The organism is Bacillus sp. JK62 (assembly GCF_053663455.1).
In genome coordinates, this window is the sequence record NZ_JBSJQA010000003.1 from 237,710 (window position 1) to 256,598 (window position 18,889).

20 protein-coding genes and 1 other annotated feature are annotated in these 18,889 nt (G+C 45.4%); of the genes, 17 read left to right on the plus strand and 3 right to left on the minus strand.

Translation table 11 applies throughout. The annotated features are described in order from the left end of the window. Nucleotides 1–33 precede the first annotated feature (33 nt). Nucleotides 34–213 (plus strand): YjzC family protein, encoded by a 180-nt coding sequence (locus ACWJJ4_RS10775; protein WP_003155070.1) that lies wholly within the window; start codon nucleotides 34–36, stop codon nucleotides 211–213. Nucleotides 214–249: 36 nt separating this feature from the next. On the opposite strand, the gene ACWJJ4_RS10780 is transcribed toward ACWJJ4_RS10775, so the two are convergent. After that, nucleotides 250–435, minus strand: coding sequence for a YjzD family protein (locus ACWJJ4_RS10780; RefSeq protein WP_367069751.1), 186 nt, complete (start codon nucleotides 433–435; stop codon nucleotides 250–252). A 260-nt stretch (nucleotides 436–695) separates the two neighbouring features. Here ACWJJ4_RS10780 and ACWJJ4_RS10785 point away from each other — a divergent pair, with 260 nt between their 5' ends. The 4 genes from ACWJJ4_RS10785 to ACWJJ4_RS10800 all read left to right on the plus strand — a co-directional run bounded on the left by ACWJJ4_RS10785 (nucleotide 696) and on the right by ACWJJ4_RS10800 (nucleotide 3,326). Next, complete coding sequence (locus tag ACWJJ4_RS10785; protein WP_156735203.1) at nucleotides 696–1,430, plus strand: lipase family protein; 735 nt, start codon at nucleotides 696–698, stop codon at nucleotides 1,428–1,430. 82 nt (nucleotides 1,431–1,512) lie between these two features. After that, nucleotides 1,513–2,079 carry a Rossmann-fold NAD(P)-binding domain-containing protein gene (locus tag ACWJJ4_RS10790; protein WP_094247079.1) on the plus strand — a complete coding sequence of 189 codons (567 nt, stop codon included), beginning with the start codon at nucleotides 1,513–1,515 and terminating at the stop codon, nucleotides 2,077–2,079. Nucleotides 2,080–2,168: 89 nt separating this feature from the next. Further along, nucleotides 2,169–3,122 carry a BMP family ABC transporter substrate-binding protein gene (locus ACWJJ4_RS10795; RefSeq protein ID WP_070081621.1) on the plus strand — a complete coding sequence of 318 codons (954 nt, stop codon included), beginning with the start codon at nucleotides 2,169–2,171 and terminating at the stop codon, nucleotides 3,120–3,122. 12 nt (nucleotides 3,123–3,134) lie between these two features. Then, nucleotides 3,135–3,326, plus strand: coding sequence for a ComZ family protein (locus ACWJJ4_RS10800; protein ID WP_003155061.1), 192 nt, complete (start codon nucleotides 3,135–3,137; stop codon nucleotides 3,324–3,326). A 29-nt stretch (nucleotides 3,327–3,355) separates the two neighbouring features. Here ACWJJ4_RS10800 and ACWJJ4_RS10805 read toward each other — a convergent pair whose 3' ends face one another. Then, complete coding sequence (locus ACWJJ4_RS10805; RefSeq protein ID WP_003155059.1) at nucleotides 3,356–3,574, minus strand: hypothetical protein; 219 nt, start codon at nucleotides 3,572–3,574, stop codon at nucleotides 3,356–3,358. 167 nt (nucleotides 3,575–3,741) lie between these two features. On the opposite strand from ACWJJ4_RS10805, the gene ACWJJ4_RS10810 reads away from it, so the two are divergent. The 9 genes from ACWJJ4_RS10810 (at nucleotide 3,742) to ACWJJ4_RS10850 (ending at nucleotide 13,515) form a co-directional block, all read left to right on the plus strand. Next, nucleotides 3,742–4,680, plus strand: a complete 939-nt coding sequence (locus tag ACWJJ4_RS10810; protein WP_007409122.1) for a beta-ketoacyl-ACP synthase III — start codon at nucleotides 3,742–3,744, stop codon at nucleotides 4,678–4,680. A gap of 22 nt (nucleotides 4,681–4,702) precedes the next feature. Beyond that, nucleotides 4,703–5,941, plus strand: coding sequence for a beta-ketoacyl-ACP synthase II (gene fabF, locus ACWJJ4_RS10815; RefSeq protein WP_003155056.1), 1,239 nt, complete (start codon nucleotides 4,703–4,705; stop codon nucleotides 5,939–5,941). 83 nt (nucleotides 5,942–6,024) lie between these two features. After that, nucleotides 6,025–6,810, plus strand: coding sequence for a DUF2268 domain-containing protein (locus tag ACWJJ4_RS10820; protein ID WP_012117278.1), 786 nt, complete (start codon nucleotides 6,025–6,027; stop codon nucleotides 6,808–6,810). A gap of 173 nt (nucleotides 6,811–6,983) precedes the next feature. Further along, complete coding sequence (locus ACWJJ4_RS10825) at nucleotides 6,984–7,970, plus strand: ABC transporter ATP-binding protein (protein WP_029325950.1); 987 nt, start codon at nucleotides 6,984–6,986, stop codon at nucleotides 7,968–7,970. Further along, nucleotides 7,967–8,956, plus strand: coding sequence for an ABC transporter ATP-binding protein (locus ACWJJ4_RS10830; RefSeq protein ID WP_454021641.1), 990 nt, complete (start codon nucleotides 7,967–7,969; stop codon nucleotides 8,954–8,956). Before ACWJJ4_RS10825 ends, ACWJJ4_RS10830 begins: the two co-directional genes overlap by 4 nt. A 77-nt stretch (nucleotides 8,957–9,033) precedes the next feature. Continuing rightward, on the plus strand, nucleotides 9,034–10,662 hold the full coding sequence (locus ACWJJ4_RS10835) for a peptide-binding protein (protein WP_003155052.1): 1,629 nt from the start codon (nucleotides 9,034–9,036) through the stop codon (nucleotides 10,660–10,662). A gap of 66 nt (nucleotides 10,663–10,728) precedes the next feature. Beyond that, a complete protein-coding gene (locus ACWJJ4_RS10840; RefSeq protein ID WP_003155051.1) occupies nucleotides 10,729–11,679 on the plus strand; it encodes an ABC transporter permease in 951 nt (316 codons plus the stop codon). Nucleotides 11,680–11,700: 21 nt separating this feature from the next. Beyond that, nucleotides 11,701–12,615: an oligopeptide ABC transporter permease gene (gene opp4C, locus ACWJJ4_RS10845; RefSeq protein ID WP_003155049.1), complete on the plus strand. Its 915-nt coding sequence runs from the start codon at nucleotides 11,701–11,703 to the stop codon at nucleotides 12,613–12,615. 147 nt (nucleotides 12,616–12,762) lie between these two features. Next, nucleotides 12,763–13,515, plus strand: a complete 753-nt coding sequence (locus tag ACWJJ4_RS10850) for a YjbA family protein (RefSeq protein WP_014304784.1) — start codon at nucleotides 12,763–12,765, stop codon at nucleotides 13,513–13,515. A gap of 33 nt (nucleotides 13,516–13,548) precedes the next feature. On the opposite strand, the gene trpS is transcribed toward ACWJJ4_RS10850, so the two are convergent. Then, nucleotides 13,549–14,541, minus strand: a complete 993-nt coding sequence (gene trpS / locus ACWJJ4_RS10855) for a tryptophan--tRNA ligase (protein ID WP_014304785.1) — start codon at nucleotides 14,539–14,541, stop codon at nucleotides 13,549–13,551. Between the two features lie 55 nt (nucleotides 14,542–14,596). After that, nucleotides 14,597–14,808: a binding site (T-box leader), on the minus strand. A gap of 476 nt (nucleotides 14,809–15,284) precedes the next feature. Here trpS and ACWJJ4_RS10860 point away from each other — a divergent pair. The 3 genes from ACWJJ4_RS10860 (at nucleotide 15,285) to oppC (ending at nucleotide 18,882) form a co-directional block, all read left to right on the plus strand. After that, nucleotides 15,285–16,919: a peptide ABC transporter substrate-binding protein gene (locus tag ACWJJ4_RS10860; RefSeq protein ID WP_039062894.1), complete on the plus strand. Its 1,635-nt coding sequence runs from the start codon at nucleotides 15,285–15,287 to the stop codon at nucleotides 16,917–16,919. A gap of 106 nt (nucleotides 16,920–17,025) precedes the next feature. Then, nucleotides 17,026–17,961 (plus strand): ABC transporter permease, encoded by a 936-nt coding sequence (locus ACWJJ4_RS10865; protein ID WP_003155043.1) that lies wholly within the window; start codon nucleotides 17,026–17,028, stop codon nucleotides 17,959–17,961. Between the two features lie 3 nt (nucleotides 17,962–17,964). After that, on the plus strand, nucleotides 17,965–18,882 hold the full coding sequence (gene oppC / locus ACWJJ4_RS10870) for an oligopeptide ABC transporter permease OppC (protein WP_003155041.1): 918 nt from the start codon (nucleotides 17,965–17,967) through the stop codon (nucleotides 18,880–18,882). Nucleotides 18,883–18,889: the final 7 nt, after the last annotated feature.

Genomic DNA, 18,889 nt, shown 5'->3' on the forward strand with positions numbered 1-18,889 from the left:
ATACTACATAAAAAAGAAAAAGGAGGAAATGACGTGGGACAGCAGCATCAATTCCGCCCGGGACAAAAAGCGCCGAATAACGGTGTGTACGTTGAAATCGGCGAAACGGGAAGCATGGTCAAAAATCCGCAAAAAATCAAGCTTACGGTGGGAGAAATGTTCCCTGAAACTTCAAACCACAACAGATTGTGGACGTACCAACGAAAACCGTGAACACAAAAAAACCTGCTGAATAGCAGGTTTCTTTATTTAATGCTGGTTTGCATCCTGTTTGACAGGCATGATCTCCGCAAGAACAAAGACTAGCACCGCAATAACCACGGCAATAATGGATGATTGCTTGAAATTGTACGCCGCGCTGTTCATGGAGGCGATCAAATAACAGGCCATATGTGTTAAAAGGAACGTCCAAATAAAACCGATAACTAACCGCACGTTTCCACCTCGTCCTTCATTATATTCTACGTTGTATCATACCATACATAAAGCGCGGGCGGAAGGTCATTTTCTCATCAAAAAGCGCGCCTGAAACTGACATGTGCCCGCCTGTCCGGCCGTCTGACGGAAAATTCGGTTCCCGTGCTTGGGATAATAGCCAAAACATAGCAGCAAATAGGAGTTTATCCGATCCGTTTTCTTTCTTCTTACATATGATAGCCAATAGAGAGATTAGGAGTAAAAGGAGGCGGGCAGGCATGGGGATAACGGAAAGATTTTTCCAATTCGGATCTGAGCTGAACGTCATCCATCTGCCGTATCGGCCGAACGGCTTCTGTATCTTTATTCTGGGGGACAGAACCCACTTTGTCAGCCGGGACTCAAGCTTTTGGCTCGAACATGAAGGGAGAAACCGGCTGTTAAATACGCTGCTTGACAGAGGGTACACCATTTTCAACAGCAATTTATACGGACGGCATTGGGGTTCGGAAAAAGCCGCCCTTTACGCCAGACAGCTGATTCATTATGTGCTGAAACAAGAAACCCTCAATCCGAAAATACATTTGCTCGCAGAAGGCATGGGCGCCCTCATCGCCGATCAATTGCTGCAGTCTTCACCGGAGCATATCCGTTCAGCCGCAATGTTAGATCCTTGTCTTGATCTTCAAGCCCATTTTGAATCAGAGAAAGAAAATAAGTTTTTTTATAAGCAGTTTCTGAGGGAAACGGCACAAAGCTTCGGTGTTTCTGAAAAAGAGGCAAGCTCACTGAGCTATCAGACCATTACCGGCTGCCGCACCCGCGTGCCGGTACATATATGGCAAAGAACGACCGGAGCGCCGTACCCGTACACCCTGCATGCGAACGCGTATAAAGAAGCCCGGGAAAAGACCGGAAGCAAGACTGATATCACGTATCACCTGCTTGAGAACCCTGCACGTATTTACAGAGCCATCTGCCGGTTTTTCCGCAGTCATGAAAAAGACCTGTAATGAATAGAATACAACAGCCATCTCTTTTCAGAGGGCTGTTTGGCTTGTGTGTGAATGAAAAACCGGAAAGGCGGCAGATGTGATGAAAACAGCGCTGATCATTGGAGCAGATGAATTTCTCGGCCTTTCATTGTGCGAACGGTTGATGGATGAGGGTGTGCACGTTGATGTCATTTTGGCAGAACCGGAGGACAAAACGAGGCAGCTGTATTTAGAAGAACGTTTAATGTGGCTCGCGAGAAACGGGCTTTTTCAAATAATAGATGAAATAGGTGAAAAGGAATACGATCGTATCTGCGTTCAATACGGGAGCGGGTGTCTGCCCGAAGAAAGGGCTGAGCCTTTATATTGGATTGTTTACAGTGAGGATCAAGGAGACTGGGAAAAAAACGGTCAGCGGGATACGGCAAAAGCGATTATCCTTCCTCCCCTTTACGGTCCGTGGACGGAAGAAAAAGAAGATGGCGAAAGCAGGATCTTTTTAGAAGACGCGGTCTGCGGGCTGATGAATAAGCTGGAGGCTGACGGCACAGAAGACGAAATTCAGATTATTACCCTGGAAATAAAAGAAAAAACGCAAAAAACAGAAGCGGAAGAAAAAATTAAAGAATGGAAAAGACAATTTTCATCAATATTCGACATTTTTTAAGAAATACCTTCCATGTTATGTGTATTACCGCTACAATAAACGTATATTAATTATATATGTTATGAGTTTGAAAAGGGGTTGAACATGGCTTGATCACCAGGCTTGTCATGATCTTTTCTGTCCTCCTTTTATTGAGCGGATGCGCACAAACTCCGTTTAAAGGAAAAATTGAGAAGGTCGGAATGCTTTTTCCCGATACCATCAGTGACTTGGTATGGGGTACAAAAGGTTACAAAGGTTTATTAGCGATACAATCTGAATTTAACGTTGACGTTTATTATAAAGAAAATATCAGATCCGATGAAGATATTTTAAAAGCGATAGATGATTTTCATAAAAAAGGAGTCAATCTTTTATACGGGCACGGAAATGAATACGAGGAAATCTTCAATATGATCAGCAAGGATTATCCCGACATGGAATTCGTCGTCGCAAACGGAACGGCGAAAAGCGATAATGTCACAAGCGTTCACCTTATGGGAGAAGCAATGGGCTTTTTCGGGGGAATGACGGCCGCCCATATGTCAAAAACCAATGAGGTAGGTGTCATCGCCTCCTTTCTGTGGCAGCCTGAAGTAGACGGCTTTATCAAAGGGGCGAAATATGAAAAGCCTGATATCACCGTCAATACTGAATTTACGGACCACTGGGATAACGGCAATGAAGCGCTGCATCTTTACGAGAAGTTAAAAGCGGAAGGCACGGATGTTGTATATCCGGCCGGAGACGGGTATAATGTTCCTGTCATTCAGCAAATCAAAAAAGACGGGCTTTACGCCATCGGCTATGTCGCCGAGCAATCGAATCTCGGCAAAAACACGGTGCTGACAAGCACGGTGCAAAACGTAGATAAAGCCTATACATTAATTGCCGAGCAATATAATAAAGGTACGCTCAAGAGCGGAGATCACGACTTTGATTTCAGGGAAGGAGTCGTTGAAATGGGGACGTTCAGCCCGCTGGTGGACAAAGCGTTTCAAGACAAAATCTCAGACCTTGTCAAAACGTATAACCAAACAAATGAACTGCCGTCAAATGAATAGAGGTGGATACACATGCAGCATGAAAAGTCTCTTGAATTTATGCAGATCGCGATGAAATACCTGCCGGAAGCAAAGGCGGAGCTTGAGAAATCCGGCATAGATCTGTCTATGGAAATGATTCAGCCGTTTATGGACCTGTTTACATCGGTCATGGCGGAAGCGTATGAGCTTGGCAGATCTGATGCCGGGGAGCTGAATAAATAAAGAGAGCCACTTTTTCATGAAGTGGCTTTTCACATGATTTTTTTCTTTATGGCGGACACCATCGGCGCAAAGTCTTTAAATACGGGCTTTAATTGATCCAGGGAGTTCATGATGGACCCCAGCTGATTCAACACGTGGTTGTAATCGATCTCTTCTTCGTTTTCAGCCTGAGGCTGCTCCGGGTTTTCTTCCGGCTCTTTATCCCGGTCTCTGGAATCGCCGAACATCATTTTGGAGAAAATATCCATAGTGAAGCCTCCTTTCGTCTTCCTTTTATTCTATGAGGAGCAGCGTCCGATAGTTTAGACGAATATATTGCCAACAGAAAAAAAATAGGGTAGAATTAGTACCTGATACTAATAATTGATCATAACTAATTAATTTTAAATTCATTATAAAAAAGGAGTCTTTTCCAATGAAAGCTGGAATTCTTGGCGTCGGCCGTTACATCCCGGAAAAAGTGCTGACAAATCATGATCTTGAACAAATGGTAGATACATCGGACGAGTGGATTCGTACGAGAACAGGTATAGAAGAAAGAAGAATCGCCGCGGAAGATATGTATTCATCCGGCATGGCCGCCGAGGCTGCTCAAAAAGCGCTTGATCAGGCCGGCATTTCCGCAGAGGAGCTTGATATGATCCTCGTGGCGACGGTTACTCCTGACCAGTCTTTCCCGACCGTTTCCTGTATGATACAAGAGAAGCTCGGGGCAAAAAAAGCGTGCGCGATGGATATCAGCGCCGCATGTGCGGGTTTTATGTACGGTATCGTAACCGCCAAACAATTCATTGAATCGCAAACATACAAACATGTCCTCGTGGTCGGCGTGGAAAAGCTCTCAAGCATTACCGACTGGGACGACCGTAATACGGCTGTGCTGTTCGGAGACGGAGCCGGAGCGGCGGTCATCGGACCGGTCAGCGACGACAGAGGCATACTGTCATTTGAGCTTGGAGCAGACGGTACAGGCGGTCAGCACTTGTACTTAGATGAAAAAGGGCATACAATCATGCATGGAAGAGAAGTATTCAAATTCGCCGTCCGGCAAATGGGTGAATCGAGTGTAAATGTTATTGAAAAAGCCGGCCTCTCCAAAGAGGACGTAGACTTTTTGATTCCGCATCAGGCAAACATCCGCATCATGGAAGCGGCACGGGAACGTTTGGAGCTTCCGGTTGAAAAGATGTCTAAAACAGTCCATAAATATGGAAACACATCCGCAGCATCCATTCCGATTTCATTAGTAGAGGAACTGGAAGCAGGCAAAATTAAAGACGGCGATGTCATCGTCATGGTCGGTTTCGGCGGAGGATTGACATGGGGCGCCATAGCAATACGCTGGGGACGATAAAAAAAGGTGAGGTGCACACAAGATGAGTAAAAAAAGAGTAGTCGTTACAGGGCTTGGAGCCCTGTCTCCGCTTGGAAACGACGCCGAAACAAGCTGGAAAAATGCAATCGGCGGCGTATCCGGAATCGGACCGATCACACGTGTGGAATCGGACGAGTATCCGGCGAAAGTAGCTGCTGAACTGAAAGATTTCAATATTGAAAATCACATGGATAAAAAAGAAGCGCGAAAAATGGACCGCTTCACGCAATATGCAGTCGTAGCCGCGAAAATGGCCGTTCAAGATGCCGGTCTGAACATCACAGACGAGATCGCGCCGAGAGTCGGCGTTTGGGTCGGATCCGGAATCGGCGGTCTTGAAACGCTTGAATCCCAATTCGAAATCTTCCTGACAAAAGGGCCGAGAAGGGTCAGCCCGTTCTTTGTTCCGATGATGATTCCGGATATGGCGACAGGCCAAATCTCAATCGCTCTCGGAGCAAAAGGAGTCAACTCCTGTACGGTGACGGCATGTGCGACGGGAACGAACTCTATCGGTGACGCGTTTAAAGTCATTCAGCGCGGCGATGCCGATGCGATGATTACGGGCGGAACGGAAGCGCCGCTGACAAGAATGTCATTTGCGGGCTTCAGCGCAAACAAAGCCCTTTCTACAAATCCTGATCCGAAGACGGCAAGCCGCCCGTTTGATAAAAACCGTGACGGCTTTGTCATGGGAGAAGGTGCGGGGATCGTCGTGCTTGAAGAGCTTGAGCATGCCCTTGCCCGCGGTGCGAAAATTTACGGGGAAATTGTCGGCTACGGCTCAACGGGTGACGCCTACCACATTACCGCGCCTGCCCAAGACGGGGAAGGCGGTGCGAGAGCGATGCAGGAAGCAATCAAAGATGCGGGCATCAAGCCTGAAGAAATTGATTACATCAACGCTCACGGCACAAGCACGTACTACAATGATAAATACGAGACAAAAGCCATTAAGACCGTTTTCGGTGATCATGCGTACAAGCTTGCCGTCAGTTCGACAAAATCAATGACGGGTCATTTGTTAGGCGCTGCCGGAGGGATTGAAGCAATCTTCTCCGTCATGGCAATTAAAGACGGCATTATCCCGCCGACGATTAACATTGAAACACCTGATGAAGAGTGTGATTTAGATTATGTACCGGACAAAGCGCGCGAGCAGGATGTCAACATCGTTCTCAGCAACTCGCTCGGCTTCGGCGGACATAATGCCACTTTGATCTTTAAAAAATATCAATAATACAGTTTTTGACCGGCTGCCTGAAAAAGGTGGCCGGTTTTTTTGTGCGTGCATATGATAACAACAAGAGGAGGCGAACCGGTATGAGCGTCAAGCAGACATATCAATGGATGGAAAAGGCGGCATCCGTAAATGACCTGGCCCCGCATCTTTTGCCGCTTTTTTCAGGGGCCGATAAGAAAGAGTGGAAGCCGATACTCGGGATGCTGCAAAACCACGGCATGTTCCGCCATCTGAAGGACGGTGTTAGGACCAGTAAACGGCTGAAAGAAAAAGGATGCTACAGCCATATTCAAAAGGAGGAAGCCTATTTAAAGGAGAAGTGGAACGGGCCGGACGTGCCGATCGTAGTTTTGCCCGTCGATGAACGAAACCGGAAAATCCGTCAGGAATTCGGATCAAAATCCGGTCTGGCCTTTCGGGACAAAATGTTCCTCTTTCTATCGTCGGATAGTTCCAATTCAGCTGTATCCGCCCTTATGACACATGAATATAATCACGTCTGCCGGTTAGAACATGTGACAAAGGACGAAAAAGATGAGACATTTCTTGATACAATCATGATGGAGGGGCTGGCAGAATATGCTGTATATGAGCGGTTCGGCTCAAGTCTTACGGCGGAATGGACGTCCTACTATACGCCTGAGCAGCTTGATTTTCTGTTTGAAAAAAGAGTCAAGCCGAACCTCCGCTTAACGAGAGACAGCAGAATGTTTTCCCAGCTGTTATACGGAAAAGGATACTTCCCCTCAATGCTCGGCTATGCCGTCGGATTCAATATAGTAAAAAAATATTTAACCGATCATCAAAAAACAGTAAAAGAAGCATTGGCCATCCCTTCCAAAACCTTTCTGGAAGCAACGCTTTAATAGATTAAAAGAATGGAAATTATTTAAGGATATTACATTTATCCTAAAAAATTCTTGCTTTTGTAATAATGATGTAATAATATACAACTATAAAATTTTTCGACTATTCTATATTTTGTGATAGCGAAACGTATGTTTCCCTCTGCTTCAGCGGAATGAGAAAGGGGCGTATCATGAGCACACTATTAGAAGTGAATAATTTAAAGACCTATTTTTTCAGAAAGAAACAGCCGATCCCCGCAGTCGACGGTGTTGATTTTCACATTAACAAAGGCGAAACCGTCGCTCTTGTAGGAGAATCCGGCTCGGGCAAAAGCATCACCTCGCTTTCTATTATGGGACTTGTCCAAGGCTCGGGCGGAAAAATTATGGACGGCTCGATTAAGCTGGAAGGCAGGGACCTGGCCTCCTTCACCGAAAACGAATATTGCAAAATCCGCGGAAATGACGTCTCTATGATCTTTCAGGAGCCCATGACTTCCCTGAATCCGGTGCTGACCATCGGCGAACAAATTACCGAAGTGCTCGAATACCATAAAAAAATGAATAAAAGAGAAGCGGCTAAAAAAGCCGTCGAGCTTCTGGAACTCGTCGGATTCTCCAGAGCGGAACAAGTAATGAAAGAATATCCGCACCGTCTTTCCGGAGGGATGAGACAGAGGGTGATGATCGCCATTGCGCTCAGCTGCAATCCGAAGCTTCTGATCGCTGATGAGCCGACGACGGCGCTTGATGTGACGATACAAGCCCAAGTATTGGAGCTGATGAAAGACCTCTGCAAAAAATTCGATACTTCCATTCTGCTGATCACTCACGATTTAGGTGTGGTTTCCGAAGCTGCCGACAGGGTGATCGTTATGTATTGCGGACAAGTCGTAGAGAGTGCGAGTGTGGAGGACTTATTTTTAAACCCTCTTCATCCGTATACCGAAGGGCTGTTAAACTCCATACCGGTGATAGATGGAGAGATTGATACATTAAAAGCGATCAAAGGCAGTGTCCCGACACCGGATAATCTTCCGGAAGGCTGCCGATTCGCCCCGAGGTGTTCAAAAGCGATGGACAAATGCAAAACAGGGCAGCCGGAGCTGATAACGCATGAAAGCGGCCGTTCTGTAAGATGTTTTTTATATGAGGAAGAGGGTGCCCAATCAAAATGACAGCTGCAGACCAAGAAACGATTTTAGAGCTGAAAGACGTAAAAAAATATTTCCCGATCCGCTCCGGTTTTTTTCAAAGGAAAGTCGGTGATATAAAGGCTGTTGACGGCGTTTCTTTTTCACTGAAGCGCGGGGAGACGCTCGGCATCGTCGGTGAATCAGGATGCGGCAAATCAACGGCGGGAAGGACGATGATCCGTTTATACAAGCCGACAGACGGCCGGATTCTTTTTAAGGGGCAGGACATCTCCGGCTTATCTGAAGAAAAGCTGAGAAAAAGCGTCCGCAAAAACATCCAGATGGTCTTCCAAGATCCCTTCGCATCCCTTAACCCGAGAAAAACGCTGCGTTCCATTATTAAAGAGCCGTTCCAGACTCACCATATGTACAGCATGAGCGAGCGGAACGAGCGAGTGGAGGAGCTGCTGGCGAAAGTCGGCCTTCACCCGAGCTTTGCAAACCGCTATCCGCACGAATTTTCCGGAGGGCAGCGCCAGCGGATCGGGATTGCGCGGGCTCTGACGTTGAATCCCGAGCTGATTATTGCGGATGAACCCGTTTCCGCACTCGATGTCTCCATTCAGGCCCAGGTCATCAATTTGATGGAAGAACTGCAGGATGAATTCAACCTGACCTATTTGTTTATTTCTCATGATTTGAGTGTTGTCCGCCATATCAGCGACAGAGTCGGCGTCATGTATCTGGGAAAAATGATGGAGCTGACCGATAAACACGAGCTGTACGGCAATCCGCTTCACCCTTATACGCAAGCGCTTTTGTCTTCAGTGCCCGTCACGAGAAAAAAAGACGCCGTCAAGCGGGAACGAATCATCCTGAAAGGAGAACTGCCAAGCCCGGCAAACCCGCCGAAAGGCTGCGTGTTCCACACGCGGTGCCCGATGTCCAAACCGATCTGCAAGGAACAAATCCCGGCATTTGAAGAAGCCGCTCCCGGCCATTACGTCGCCTGCCATTTATATGCCTGAAATGACAAGCATCGAGAGGGGGTATGCCGGATTACATAACCAGTTTGCTGCATATATATCACAAAGGGGGAATTGATATGAAATTACGTAAAAGCGCACTGATGATGCTAAGTGTTTTTATGGCGCTCGCCATCTTCCTGTCAGCCTGCTCCGGCTCAAAATCCACAAGCACCGAATCCAAACCGGCAGGAAAACCGCAAAAAGGCGGAGATTTGGTTGTCGGGTCAACCGGGGAACCCACACTTTTTAATCCACTTTATTCTACCGATGTTGCAAGTTCTGATATTGAAGGCATGATTTACAGCACATTATTGGAAACTGATGAGAAATTAAACGTCAAGCCGTCGCTGGCTGAAAAAGTAACAGAAGCTGACGGGGGATTAACGTATGATGTAAAACTGAAAAAAGGCGTTAAATTCCATGATGGAAAAGAGCTGACGGCCGATGATGTTGTTTTCACCTACAGCATCCCTCTTAACAAGGATTACAACGGTGAGCGTGGCTCGGGTTTTGAGTCCCTTAAATCCGTGACGAAAAAAGGAAAATATGAAATTCAGTTTAAAATGAAGAAAAAAGATGCCTATTTCTATAATGTCGTTCTCGACAGTTACGGCATTTTGCCAAAACATATATTGGGTAAGGTGCCGGTTGCAGATCTGGGAGAGAATGAATTTAACCGTAAAAATCCAATCGGCTCCGGTCCGTTTAAGTTTGTTGAGTGGAAAAAAGGTGAGTATGTCAAACTGGAAGCAAATGATGATTACTTTGGCGGCAGACCTTACCTTGATACAGTGACAGTCAAAACAATTCCTGATTCTAACGCGGCCGTGGCCCAGTTAAAAGCGGGAGATATTGATTTCTTCGTTGTGCCGGGCACAGATTTTGATACGGTTAAAACGTTTGGAAACGTGAAGGTCAAATCTGATCTTGGCTTAAACTACAGCTATATCGGCTGGAATGAGAAAAAAGAGCTTTTTAAGGACAAAAAAGTGCGTCAGGCATTGACTTACGCTCTTGACAGGCAGGCAATGGTGGATCAAGTGCTGAACGGAGACGGTAAGGTAGCGGATGTTCCTGAGAGTCCGCTGTCATGGAATTATCCGAAGTCTAAAGTGCCGACATTTGATTATAATCCGAAAAAAGCAAAGCAGCTGCTAAAAGAAGCCGGATGGGAAGACCATGATGGTGACGGCTACCTTGATAAAGACGGAAAAAAATTCTCATTTGAAATTAAAACGAATCAAGGCAATAAAATTCGTGAAGATTTAGCTGTTGTCGTTCAGCAGCAATTAAAAGAAGTGGGAATCGAGGCTAAACCGCGAATTGTTGAATTCAGTGCGTTAATCGAACAGACAAGTGCCCCTAATTGGGATTATGACGCTCTTCTTCTCGGATGGAGTCTTGCAACGTTCCCGGATCAATTCTCTATCTTCCATTCAAGCCAATCGAAAAACGGGCTGAATAATATCTGGTATAAAAACCCGAAAGTCGATAAGCTGCTTGAAGAAGCGAAGACAATTACAGACAGAAAAGAATACCAAAAGAAGTATGAAGAGATATACAAATTGATTGCTGAAGATCAGCCGTACAGCTTCTTATTCTATTACAATTACCACAGAGCGATGCCGAATAATTTACAAGGCTATGTATTCCACCCTAAAAATGACTTGTACAATATTGAAAAATGGTGGCTGGATCAAAAATAGCAAAAGCCCTGGAGAGGGAAGGAGGTTCCTTTCCTCTCTTATCCTATTTAAAAAGGGGACAAGAATATGGTTACATATATTTTACGGCGAACATTAATGTCCTTGCCGATTCTCTTAGGCATTACAATTTTGTCGTTTGCCATCATGAAAGCAGCGCCGGGAGACCCGATGTCACTTATGATGGACCCTACAATCAGTCAAGCGGACAGGGCGAAATTCATTGAAAAATACGGGTTGAATGATCCGGAACCTGTTCAATATGTGAAATGGCTGGGGAATATGCTGCAAGGGGATTTTGGGACTTCTATCGTCAAGAAAGGCACTCCGGTTTCTGAACTTATCTTATCCCGCTTACCGAATACGATTGTGCTTATGCTTTTCTCAACCCTTGTCGCTCTTCTTATTTCTATTCCATTTGGTGTTCTGTCAGCGAAACGTCCTTATTCAAAATTGGATTACGGGATAACTGTTACTTCATTTTTAGGGCTTGCCATTCCGAATTTTTGGTTCGGTTTGATTTTAATCATGGTTTTATCTGTAAATCTGGGGTGGTTTCCCACTGGCGGAGTAAGCACTTTGAATGCTGACTTTAACATATTTGACCGATTGCATCACTTGATTCTGCCTGCTTTTGTGCTCGCCACGGCAGACATGGCAGGGATAACGAGATACACAAGATCCAGTATGCTTGATGTGTTAAAACAGGATTATATACGAACGGCGCGTGCGAAAGGATTCCGAGATAATAAAGTGATTTTTAAACACGGTTTGAGAAACGGACTTCTTCCTGTCATCACTATTTTTGGTTTGATGATACCGTCATTTATCGGGGGAGCGGTAGTGGTAGAACAGATTTTTACTTGGCCGGGTCTCGGCAAATTGTTTATTGATTCAGCCTTTTCGCGGGATTATCCGGTTATCATGGCCATGACGGTCATTTCAGCTGTTTTGGTTGTAGTGGGGAATTTAATTGCGGACATCTTATATGCGCTGGTTGATCCCCGTATTGAATATTAACAAAGAGAGGTGAGAGGTCAAATGTTACAGCCAAATACCGGCACACCCCCCAGCGAAGTGAAATTAAAGGAAAATATTCAATCCAAACCGGAAACAATGACGAAGATTTTTTTCGAAAAGTTCTTTCAAAATAAACTAGCTGTAATCGGAGCCGTTATATTAACCATCATTATCTTGTCAGCTTTATTCGCTTCGGTAATCGCTCCTTACTCTCCGGAGAGTCAATCTCTCATCAATCGTTTGAAGCCGCCGAGCTTAAAACATCTAATGGGAACTGATAAATTCGGAAGAGACATCTTTACGAGGGTTCTGTACGGGGCGCGCGTCTCCTTGCTTGTCGGATTCGCTTCTGTGATCGGCGCGATTACAATCGGGACAGTTGTCGGAGCTGTTGCCGGATATTTTAAAGGGTTTGTCGATGCCGTTCTCATGAGAACCGTTGATATCGTATTATCCATACCTGATATATTTTTGCTTATTACACTTGTTACGATTTTTCAGCCCGGAATGGATAAATTAATTTTAATTTTCTCCCTTACAGGCTGGACAACAACGGCACGCCTTGTCCGAGGGGAGTTTTTATCGCTTCGTTCCAGAGAGTTTGTATTAGCTGCAAAGACGATCGGTACAAAAAATCATCACATCATCTTTTCTCATATACTGCCGAATGCGCTCGGACCGATTATTGTCTCAGCCACATTAAAGGTGGGAACGGTTATTTTGGCGGAATCTACATTAAGTTATCTCGGTTTCGGGATTCAGCCCCCGATCGCAAGCTGGGGCAATATGCTTCAGGATGCACAGAACTTTACGCTTATGATTCAGGCTTGGTGGTACCCGTTATTCCCGGGTTTGTTGATCCTTCTTACCGTATTGTGCTTCAACTTTGTCGGAGACGGGCTGCGTGATGCGCTTGATCCGAAAAATGTAAAATGATCTCCCGGACGGAACGGGAGATTTTTTTGTTGCAATGCAGTCGGAAATCCAGCTCCGTAATACGGAAATCTCATATTGAAATGGAATAATTTATCTATCCCTTGCCTATACTGTGGACAACAGTTTTTATAAAGTGAGGGGTCGAATATGTTATTTCTTCATGATGTATGGGTCAATTGGTTTGAAGGGGAAGAAAACGGCTACAATGTATGCCATTTTCATGAATGGCGGAAGGAAGACACGGTTGAGCTTTTGGATCAGACGCCGCTGCTCAGAGTGCCGTCGGTATTATTTCATTACATAGAAAACGACTTATCAGAGCTTCCGAAAGAGCTGCTTGACCAAGTCCACCAGAAGTCATACGTGCGAAAAAATCACGAGCGGACAAAGCTGGAGTACTGTTTTGTCGTGACAGACGGGATCGGCATCATTGCCGTGGATACGATCGGGTATACCATTCCTGTCAGAAAGAGCCGCCTGATTCCGAGACAGGAGCAGCTTGTTTATGAAATGGTAAAGGATGTAGAACCGGAATCATTTCAATTTGAGCCGTCGCAATTGGAGTCTTCAAAGGAATATCACATTTTGTCATTGGCGCCGGAGCATGTCAGAGGTCTGACGAGAAAAGAGCGGCAGATCAAGCAGCTGATGTTTATGGCGCTCGACCAGCTGAAAGGGCTGAAAAACCGTGCGGAAATTGTGTATTGGTACACGGAATGGAATCCGCATATGTATGAGCAGATCAAACGGATGAGTTTTGAAGAGATCTGGGACATGCTTTACAATGAAACAATTGAAGGCTGGTCGGATAAACATCTTGCGTTCTGTGAAAATTTGATTAAAGGGCAGCCGTTTTTCGAAAAGCTTTGGGAAATGGAACAGGAATCAAAAGTGAACTAAAAAAAGAGGCGGGGATTCTCCCGCCTCTTTTTTTTATCTTCTTTTCCGTCCGAGACCCATGGCGTTTTCCATTTTCTTCACCATTTTGCCGGCCGTTTTGTTTGCGCGCGCCGCCCCTTCGTCGAGAATGCGGTCAAGCTCGTCGCTCTCAATTAATTCACGGTAGCGCTCTTGGATCGGTGTCAATGCGCCGATAACGACTTCGGCTAAATCGCTTTTGAATTCACCGTACCCTTTGCCTTCATATTTAGCTTCTAATTCTTCAATTGATGTGTTCCCTAAAATAGAATAGATCGTCAAAAGATTAGAAACGCCCGGTTTGTTTTCTTTATCATACTTTACAATGCCTTCAGAATCAGTCACTGCGCTCTTGATTTTCTTCTCGAGCTGCTTCGGCTCATCAAGCAGCGTGATGAATGCCTTTTGGTTCGGATCTGATTTGCTCATTTTTTTGAGCGGATCAGCCAGTGACATGATGCGCGCGCCTGATTCAGGAATTTTCACCTCAGGAATCGTGAAGATGTCATTGTATTTTTTATTAAAGCGTTCCGCCAGGTTGCGGGTCAGTTCAAGATGCTGTTTTTGGTCTTCTCCGACCGGAACAAGGTCCGTTCCGTACAGTAAAATATCGCCGGCCATCAACGGCGGATAGGTTAACAGTCCGGACACGACGGCTTCTTTGCCCTTTGACTTATCCTTAAATTGCGTCATCCGCTCAAGCTCGCCGATATATGCGACGCATTGGAGCATCCACCCCGCCTGGGCATGAGCGGGAACCTCCGACTGGATAAAGAGGGTCGCTTTCTCGGGATCAAGTCCGACGGCCAGGTAAAGAGCCGCGAGATTGCGGATGTTCTTCCGCAGCTCAAGCCGATCCTGCGGAACCGTAATCGCATGCTGATCGACAATACAGAAGTAGCCGTTGTAGTCATGCTGCAAATCAACAAATTGCTTCATTGCGCCGATGTAGTTGCCGAGGGTAACGGAACCGCTCGGCTGAATGCCTGAAAAAATCGTTTTCTTCATAGTTCTTACCTCATTTCTTAAAACATAATAAAAAAAGCCCATTCTTCCCGTAGAAAAAAGGGACGAATGAACCGTGGTGCCACCCTGATTATTCCATTACAATGGAATCGCTCGAGACGTTGGTAACGGAGGCTGCTCCGGCTGGGCCTACTAACGTTCGGTCAGCTGCTCAGAAGTCCATTCCACATCGCCCGTTACCTGCTCCCAGCACCGCAGACTCTCTTCAAACGGATGAAAATGTGTACTACTCTTCATCATCGCAATCACAACAAATGTATTTGATTGATCTATTATAAATCAATTATAGCCAAATGTCATCAGAGGAATACAAGCTTATTTCCAGTTTGCTTTAGGGGTGGAAATCCTCAAAAAGAACTGAAAATGCTTAAATGATAACGTATATCAACATTTCGTATAACGAATATTATATGTAAAAAGCAATATGAACTGGAAATTACATTAAAAAAATTTAGTTAGGTCATGCTTTAAACTATAGAAGTGTATCACCTTTTTGACAGAAAAACTGACCAAATTTAAATATTTTAAATTGAGAAAATAGTATTGCAATAAATTATTCATTTCATTATAATGAACTTGTTCACTCTATTGTTACAGCTTCTTTACATAAAATAATCAGAAAAGACGGAACACAATTAAAGTTTAGAAAAATATTAAGTTATTTTGTCTGATATTTCTGAGTATTTAGTAGTAAAGGCTGAAAAATTTGATTAGGGGGTTAGTGCATGAAAAAGCGTTGGTCTATTGTAGGTTTGATGCTTATCTTCTCGCTTGTATTAAGTGCGTGCGGCGGATTCAGCGGCGGATCAGGCGGCGGTAAAAAAGACACCAAAGGACAGACTTCACTTAATATCAATATTAAAACCGAGCCGTTCTCACTGCATCCGGGTTTAGCGAATGATTCCGTGTCAGGAGGCGTAATCCGACAGACTTTTGAAGGATTGACACGCGTAAACTCCAAAGGTGAGCCTGAAGAAGGAATGGCATCTAAAATTGAAACAAGCAAAGACGGAAAGACCTATACATTTACGATTCGTGACGGTGCGAAATGGTCTAACGGCGACCCGGTGACGGCGCAGGATTTTGAATATGCATGGAAATGGGCGCTTGACCCGAACAACGAATCACAATACGCTTATCAGCTCTACTACATCAAAGGCGCTGAAGCTGCCAATACAGGAAAAGGCAAGATTGATGATGTAGGCGTAAAAGCCGTAAATGACAAAACATTAAAGGTTGAACTGAATAACCCGACACCTTATTTCACGCAATTAACTTCATTCTATACGTATATGCCGATCAACAAGAAAATCGCGGAAAAACATAAAAACTGGAATACAAACGCGGGCGAAAATTATGTGTCAAACGGCCCGTTCAAAATGACGGCCTGGAAACACAGCGGTTCCATCACGCTCGAAAAGAACGATCAATACTGGGATAAAGACGCTGTGAAATTGAAGAAAATCAATATGGTGATGATTAACAATAACAACACCGAACTGAAAAAATTCCAGGCCGGTGAGCTTGACTGGGCAGGAATGCCGCTCGGCCAGCTTCCGACTGAATCTCTGCCGACATTGAAAAAAGACGGATCTCTTCACGTTGAACCGATCGCAGGCGTGTATTGGTACAAATTCAACACAGAAGAGAAACCGCTGAACAATGTCAACATCCGTAAAGCCCTTGCTTATGCGATCGACCGCTCGTCCATCGTGAAAAATGTAACGCAGGGCGAACAAATCCCGGCCATGGCTGCGGTGCCGCCGTCAATGAAGGGATTCAAGGATAACACAAAAGGTTATTTCAAAGACAATGACGTCAAATCAGCTAAAGAATTCTTAAATAAAGGACTGAAGGAATTAGGCGTCAAGAATGCCTCTGACCTTCCGGCGATCAAACTGTCCTACAATACGGATGACGCGCATGCGAAAATCGCGCAGGCCGTACAGGAAATGTGGAAAAAGAACTTGGGCGTCAAAGTTGAGCTTGATAACTCCGAATGGAATGTTTACATCGACAAGCTGCACAGCCAGAATTACCAAATCGCGCGTATGGGCTGGCTCGGCGATTTCAACGATCCGATCAACTTCCTTGAATTGTTCCGTGATAAAGAAGGCGGAAACAATGATACCGGGTGGGAAGATCCTGAGTTTAAAAAGCTGCTGAACCAATCTCAGCTTGAAACGGATCCGGATAAACGTATCGAAGAGCTGAAAAAAGCAGAAAAGATCTTTATGGACGCAATGCCGGTCGCGCCAGTTTATTTCTATACGGATCCTTGGGTGCAGGATAAAAACCTCAAAAATGTGATCTTGACAGGAACAGGCGAAGTTTACTTCAGAAACGCTTCTTTTGAATAAAAGCCGGTTCTGAGAACAAAAGACCCAAGGTATATGGGGAGGATGTCCCCATATACCTTTCTTACTGATTACGTATAAAATTGTAAAAAACATGGAGGTGTTCACCTTGCTGAAATATATCGGTAAACGATTCATTTACATGATCATCACATTGTTTGTGATTGTGACCGCCACGTTCTTCTTAATGCAGGCAGCGCCGGGCGGACCATTTTCCGGCGAAAGAAAGCTGCCGCCTGAAATTGAGGCAAACTTAAACGAACACTATGGTTTGGACAAGCCTCTTTTCGTTCAATATGTCAGCTACTTAAAATCTGTGGCGATGTGGGACTTCGGGCCTTCTTTTAAATATAAAGGCCAAAGTGTTAATGATTTAATCAATTCAGGCTTCCCCGTCTCATTCACTCTCGGTGCAGAAGCTATTCTCCTCGCTTTAGCGTTCGGTGTGCTTTTCGGGGTGCTTGCTGCCCTGTACCATAATAAATGGCAGGATTATACCATTGCGATTTTAACGATCTTTGGGATCTCAGTTCCGAGCTTTATATTGGCGACGATTTTGCAATATATTTTCTCAATTAAATTAGAACTGTTCCCGGTCGCAGGGTGGGAATCCTGGGCATACACCTTTCTGCCCTCCATTGCGCTCGCTTCCATGCCGATGGCGTTCATTGCCAGACTCTCCCGTTCAAGCATGATTGAAGTGTTAAACAGCGATTACATACGGACTGCAAAAGCTAAAGGACTTTCCCGTCCGTCAGTCACCGTGCGCCATGCGCTGCGAAATGCGCTTTTGCCGGTCGTGACATATATGGGGCCGATGGCGGCATCCATTTTAACGGGAAGTTTCATCATTGAATCCATTTTCGGAATTCCCGGTTTAGGCGCGCATTTTGTAAACAGCATTACAAACCGTGATTATACGGTCATTATGGGAGTTACCGTGTTTTTCAGCGTGCTCCTGCTTTTATGCGTATTAATTGTAGACGTGCTGTACGGATTAATCGATCCGAGAATCAAGCTTTCCAAAGCAAAGAAAGGAGCCTAGACCATGCAGAACATTCCTAAAAATATGTTTGAACCAGCTTCAGCTAATGCCGGCGATGCCGAAAAAATAAATAAAAAAAGCCTTTCCCTCTGGAAAGACGCCATGCTCCGCTTCCGCAGCAATAAGCTTGCGATGGTCGGGTTCGTACTGATCGTTCTTATTATTCTGATGGCGATTTTTGCGCCTATCTTTTCAAGATATGATTATGCCACTACCAATCTATTAAATGCGGATAAAGCGCCGTCGAAAGATCATTGGTTCGGCACGGACGACCTTGGAAGGGATATATTCGTCCGGACATGGGTGGGGGCGCGGATTTCCATCTTTATCGGTGTCGCAGCTGCCGTGCTTGATTTATTGATCGGCGTAATCTGGGGCAGCATTTCCGGATTCCGCGGCGGACGCACAGATGAAGTGATGATGCGCATCGCCGACATTCTGTGGGCTGTTCCTTCATTATTAATGGTTATTTTGCTGATGGTTGTCCTGCCGAAAGGATTGCTCACCATTATCGTCGCCATGACGATCACGGGCTGGATCAATATGGCGAGGATCGTCCGCGGACAGGTCCTGCAATTAAAGAATCAGGAGTATGTGCTTGCTTCACAGACACTCGGTGCCAAAACCGGCCGGCTTTTGTTTAAGCATATCGTCCCGAACGCGATGGGCTCTATCCTCGTAACGATGACACTGACGGTTCCGACGGCGATTTTTACAGAAGCGTTTTTAAGTTATTTGGGCCTCGGCGTACCTGCGCCGCTTGCGAGCTGGGGAACGATGGCCTCAGACGGATTGCCTGCATTAACCTATTACCCTTGGCGTCTGTTCTTCCCTGCCGGCTTTATCTGCCTGGCGATGTTCGGCTTTAACGTTGTCGGCGACGGGTTAAGAGACGCGCTGGATCCTAAGTTACGCAAATAAGGAGTGA

Coding starts and splice junctions, on each gene's coding strand:
- ACWJJ4_RS10805 (WP_003155059.1), bottom strand. CDS start 3,574: ATGGATATTTTCTCCAAAATGATGTTCGGCGATTCCAGAGACCGGGAT.
- ACWJJ4_RS10840 (WP_003155051.1), top strand. CDS start 10,729: ATGGTTACATATATTTTACGGCGAACATTAATGTCCTTGCCGATTCTC.
- ACWJJ4_RS10790 (WP_094247079.1), top strand. CDS start 1,513: ATGAAAACAGCGCTGATCATTGGAGCAGATGAATTTCTCGGCCTTTCA.
- ACWJJ4_RS10830 (WP_454021641.1), top strand. CDS start 7,967: ATGACAGCTGCAGACCAAGAAACGATTTTAGAGCTGAAAGACGTAAAA.
- ACWJJ4_RS10860 (WP_039062894.1), top strand. CDS start 15,285: ATGAAAAAGCGTTGGTCTATTGTAGGTTTGATGCTTATCTTCTCGCTT.
- trpS (WP_014304785.1), bottom strand. CDS start 14,541: ATGAAGAAAACGATTTTTTCAGGCATTCAGCCGAGCGGTTCCGTTACC.
- ACWJJ4_RS10785 (WP_156735203.1), top strand. CDS start 696: ATGGGGATAACGGAAAGATTTTTCCAATTCGGATCTGAGCTGAACGTC.
- ACWJJ4_RS10820 (WP_012117278.1), top strand. CDS start 6,025: ATGAGCGTCAAGCAGACATATCAATGGATGGAAAAGGCGGCATCCGTA.
- ACWJJ4_RS10850 (WP_014304784.1), top strand. CDS start 12,763: ATGTTATTTCTTCATGATGTATGGGTCAATTGGTTTGAAGGGGAAGAA.
- ACWJJ4_RS10800 (WP_003155061.1), top strand. CDS start 3,135: ATGCAGCATGAAAAGTCTCTTGAATTTATGCAGATCGCGATGAAATAC.
- fabF (WP_003155056.1), top strand. CDS start 4,703: ATGAGTAAAAAAAGAGTAGTCGTTACAGGGCTTGGAGCCCTGTCTCCG.
- ACWJJ4_RS10810 (WP_007409122.1), top strand. CDS start 3,742: ATGAAAGCTGGAATTCTTGGCGTCGGCCGTTACATCCCGGAAAAAGTG.
- opp4C (WP_003155049.1), top strand. CDS start 11,701: ATGTTACAGCCAAATACCGGCACACCCCCCAGCGAAGTGAAATTAAAG.
- ACWJJ4_RS10835 (WP_003155052.1), top strand. CDS start 9,034: ATGAAATTACGTAAAAGCGCACTGATGATGCTAAGTGTTTTTATGGCG.
- oppC (WP_003155041.1), top strand. CDS start 17,965: ATGCAGAACATTCCTAAAAATATGTTTGAACCAGCTTCAGCTAATGCC.
- ACWJJ4_RS10825 (WP_029325950.1), top strand. CDS start 6,984: ATGAGCACACTATTAGAAGTGAATAATTTAAAGACCTATTTTTTCAGA.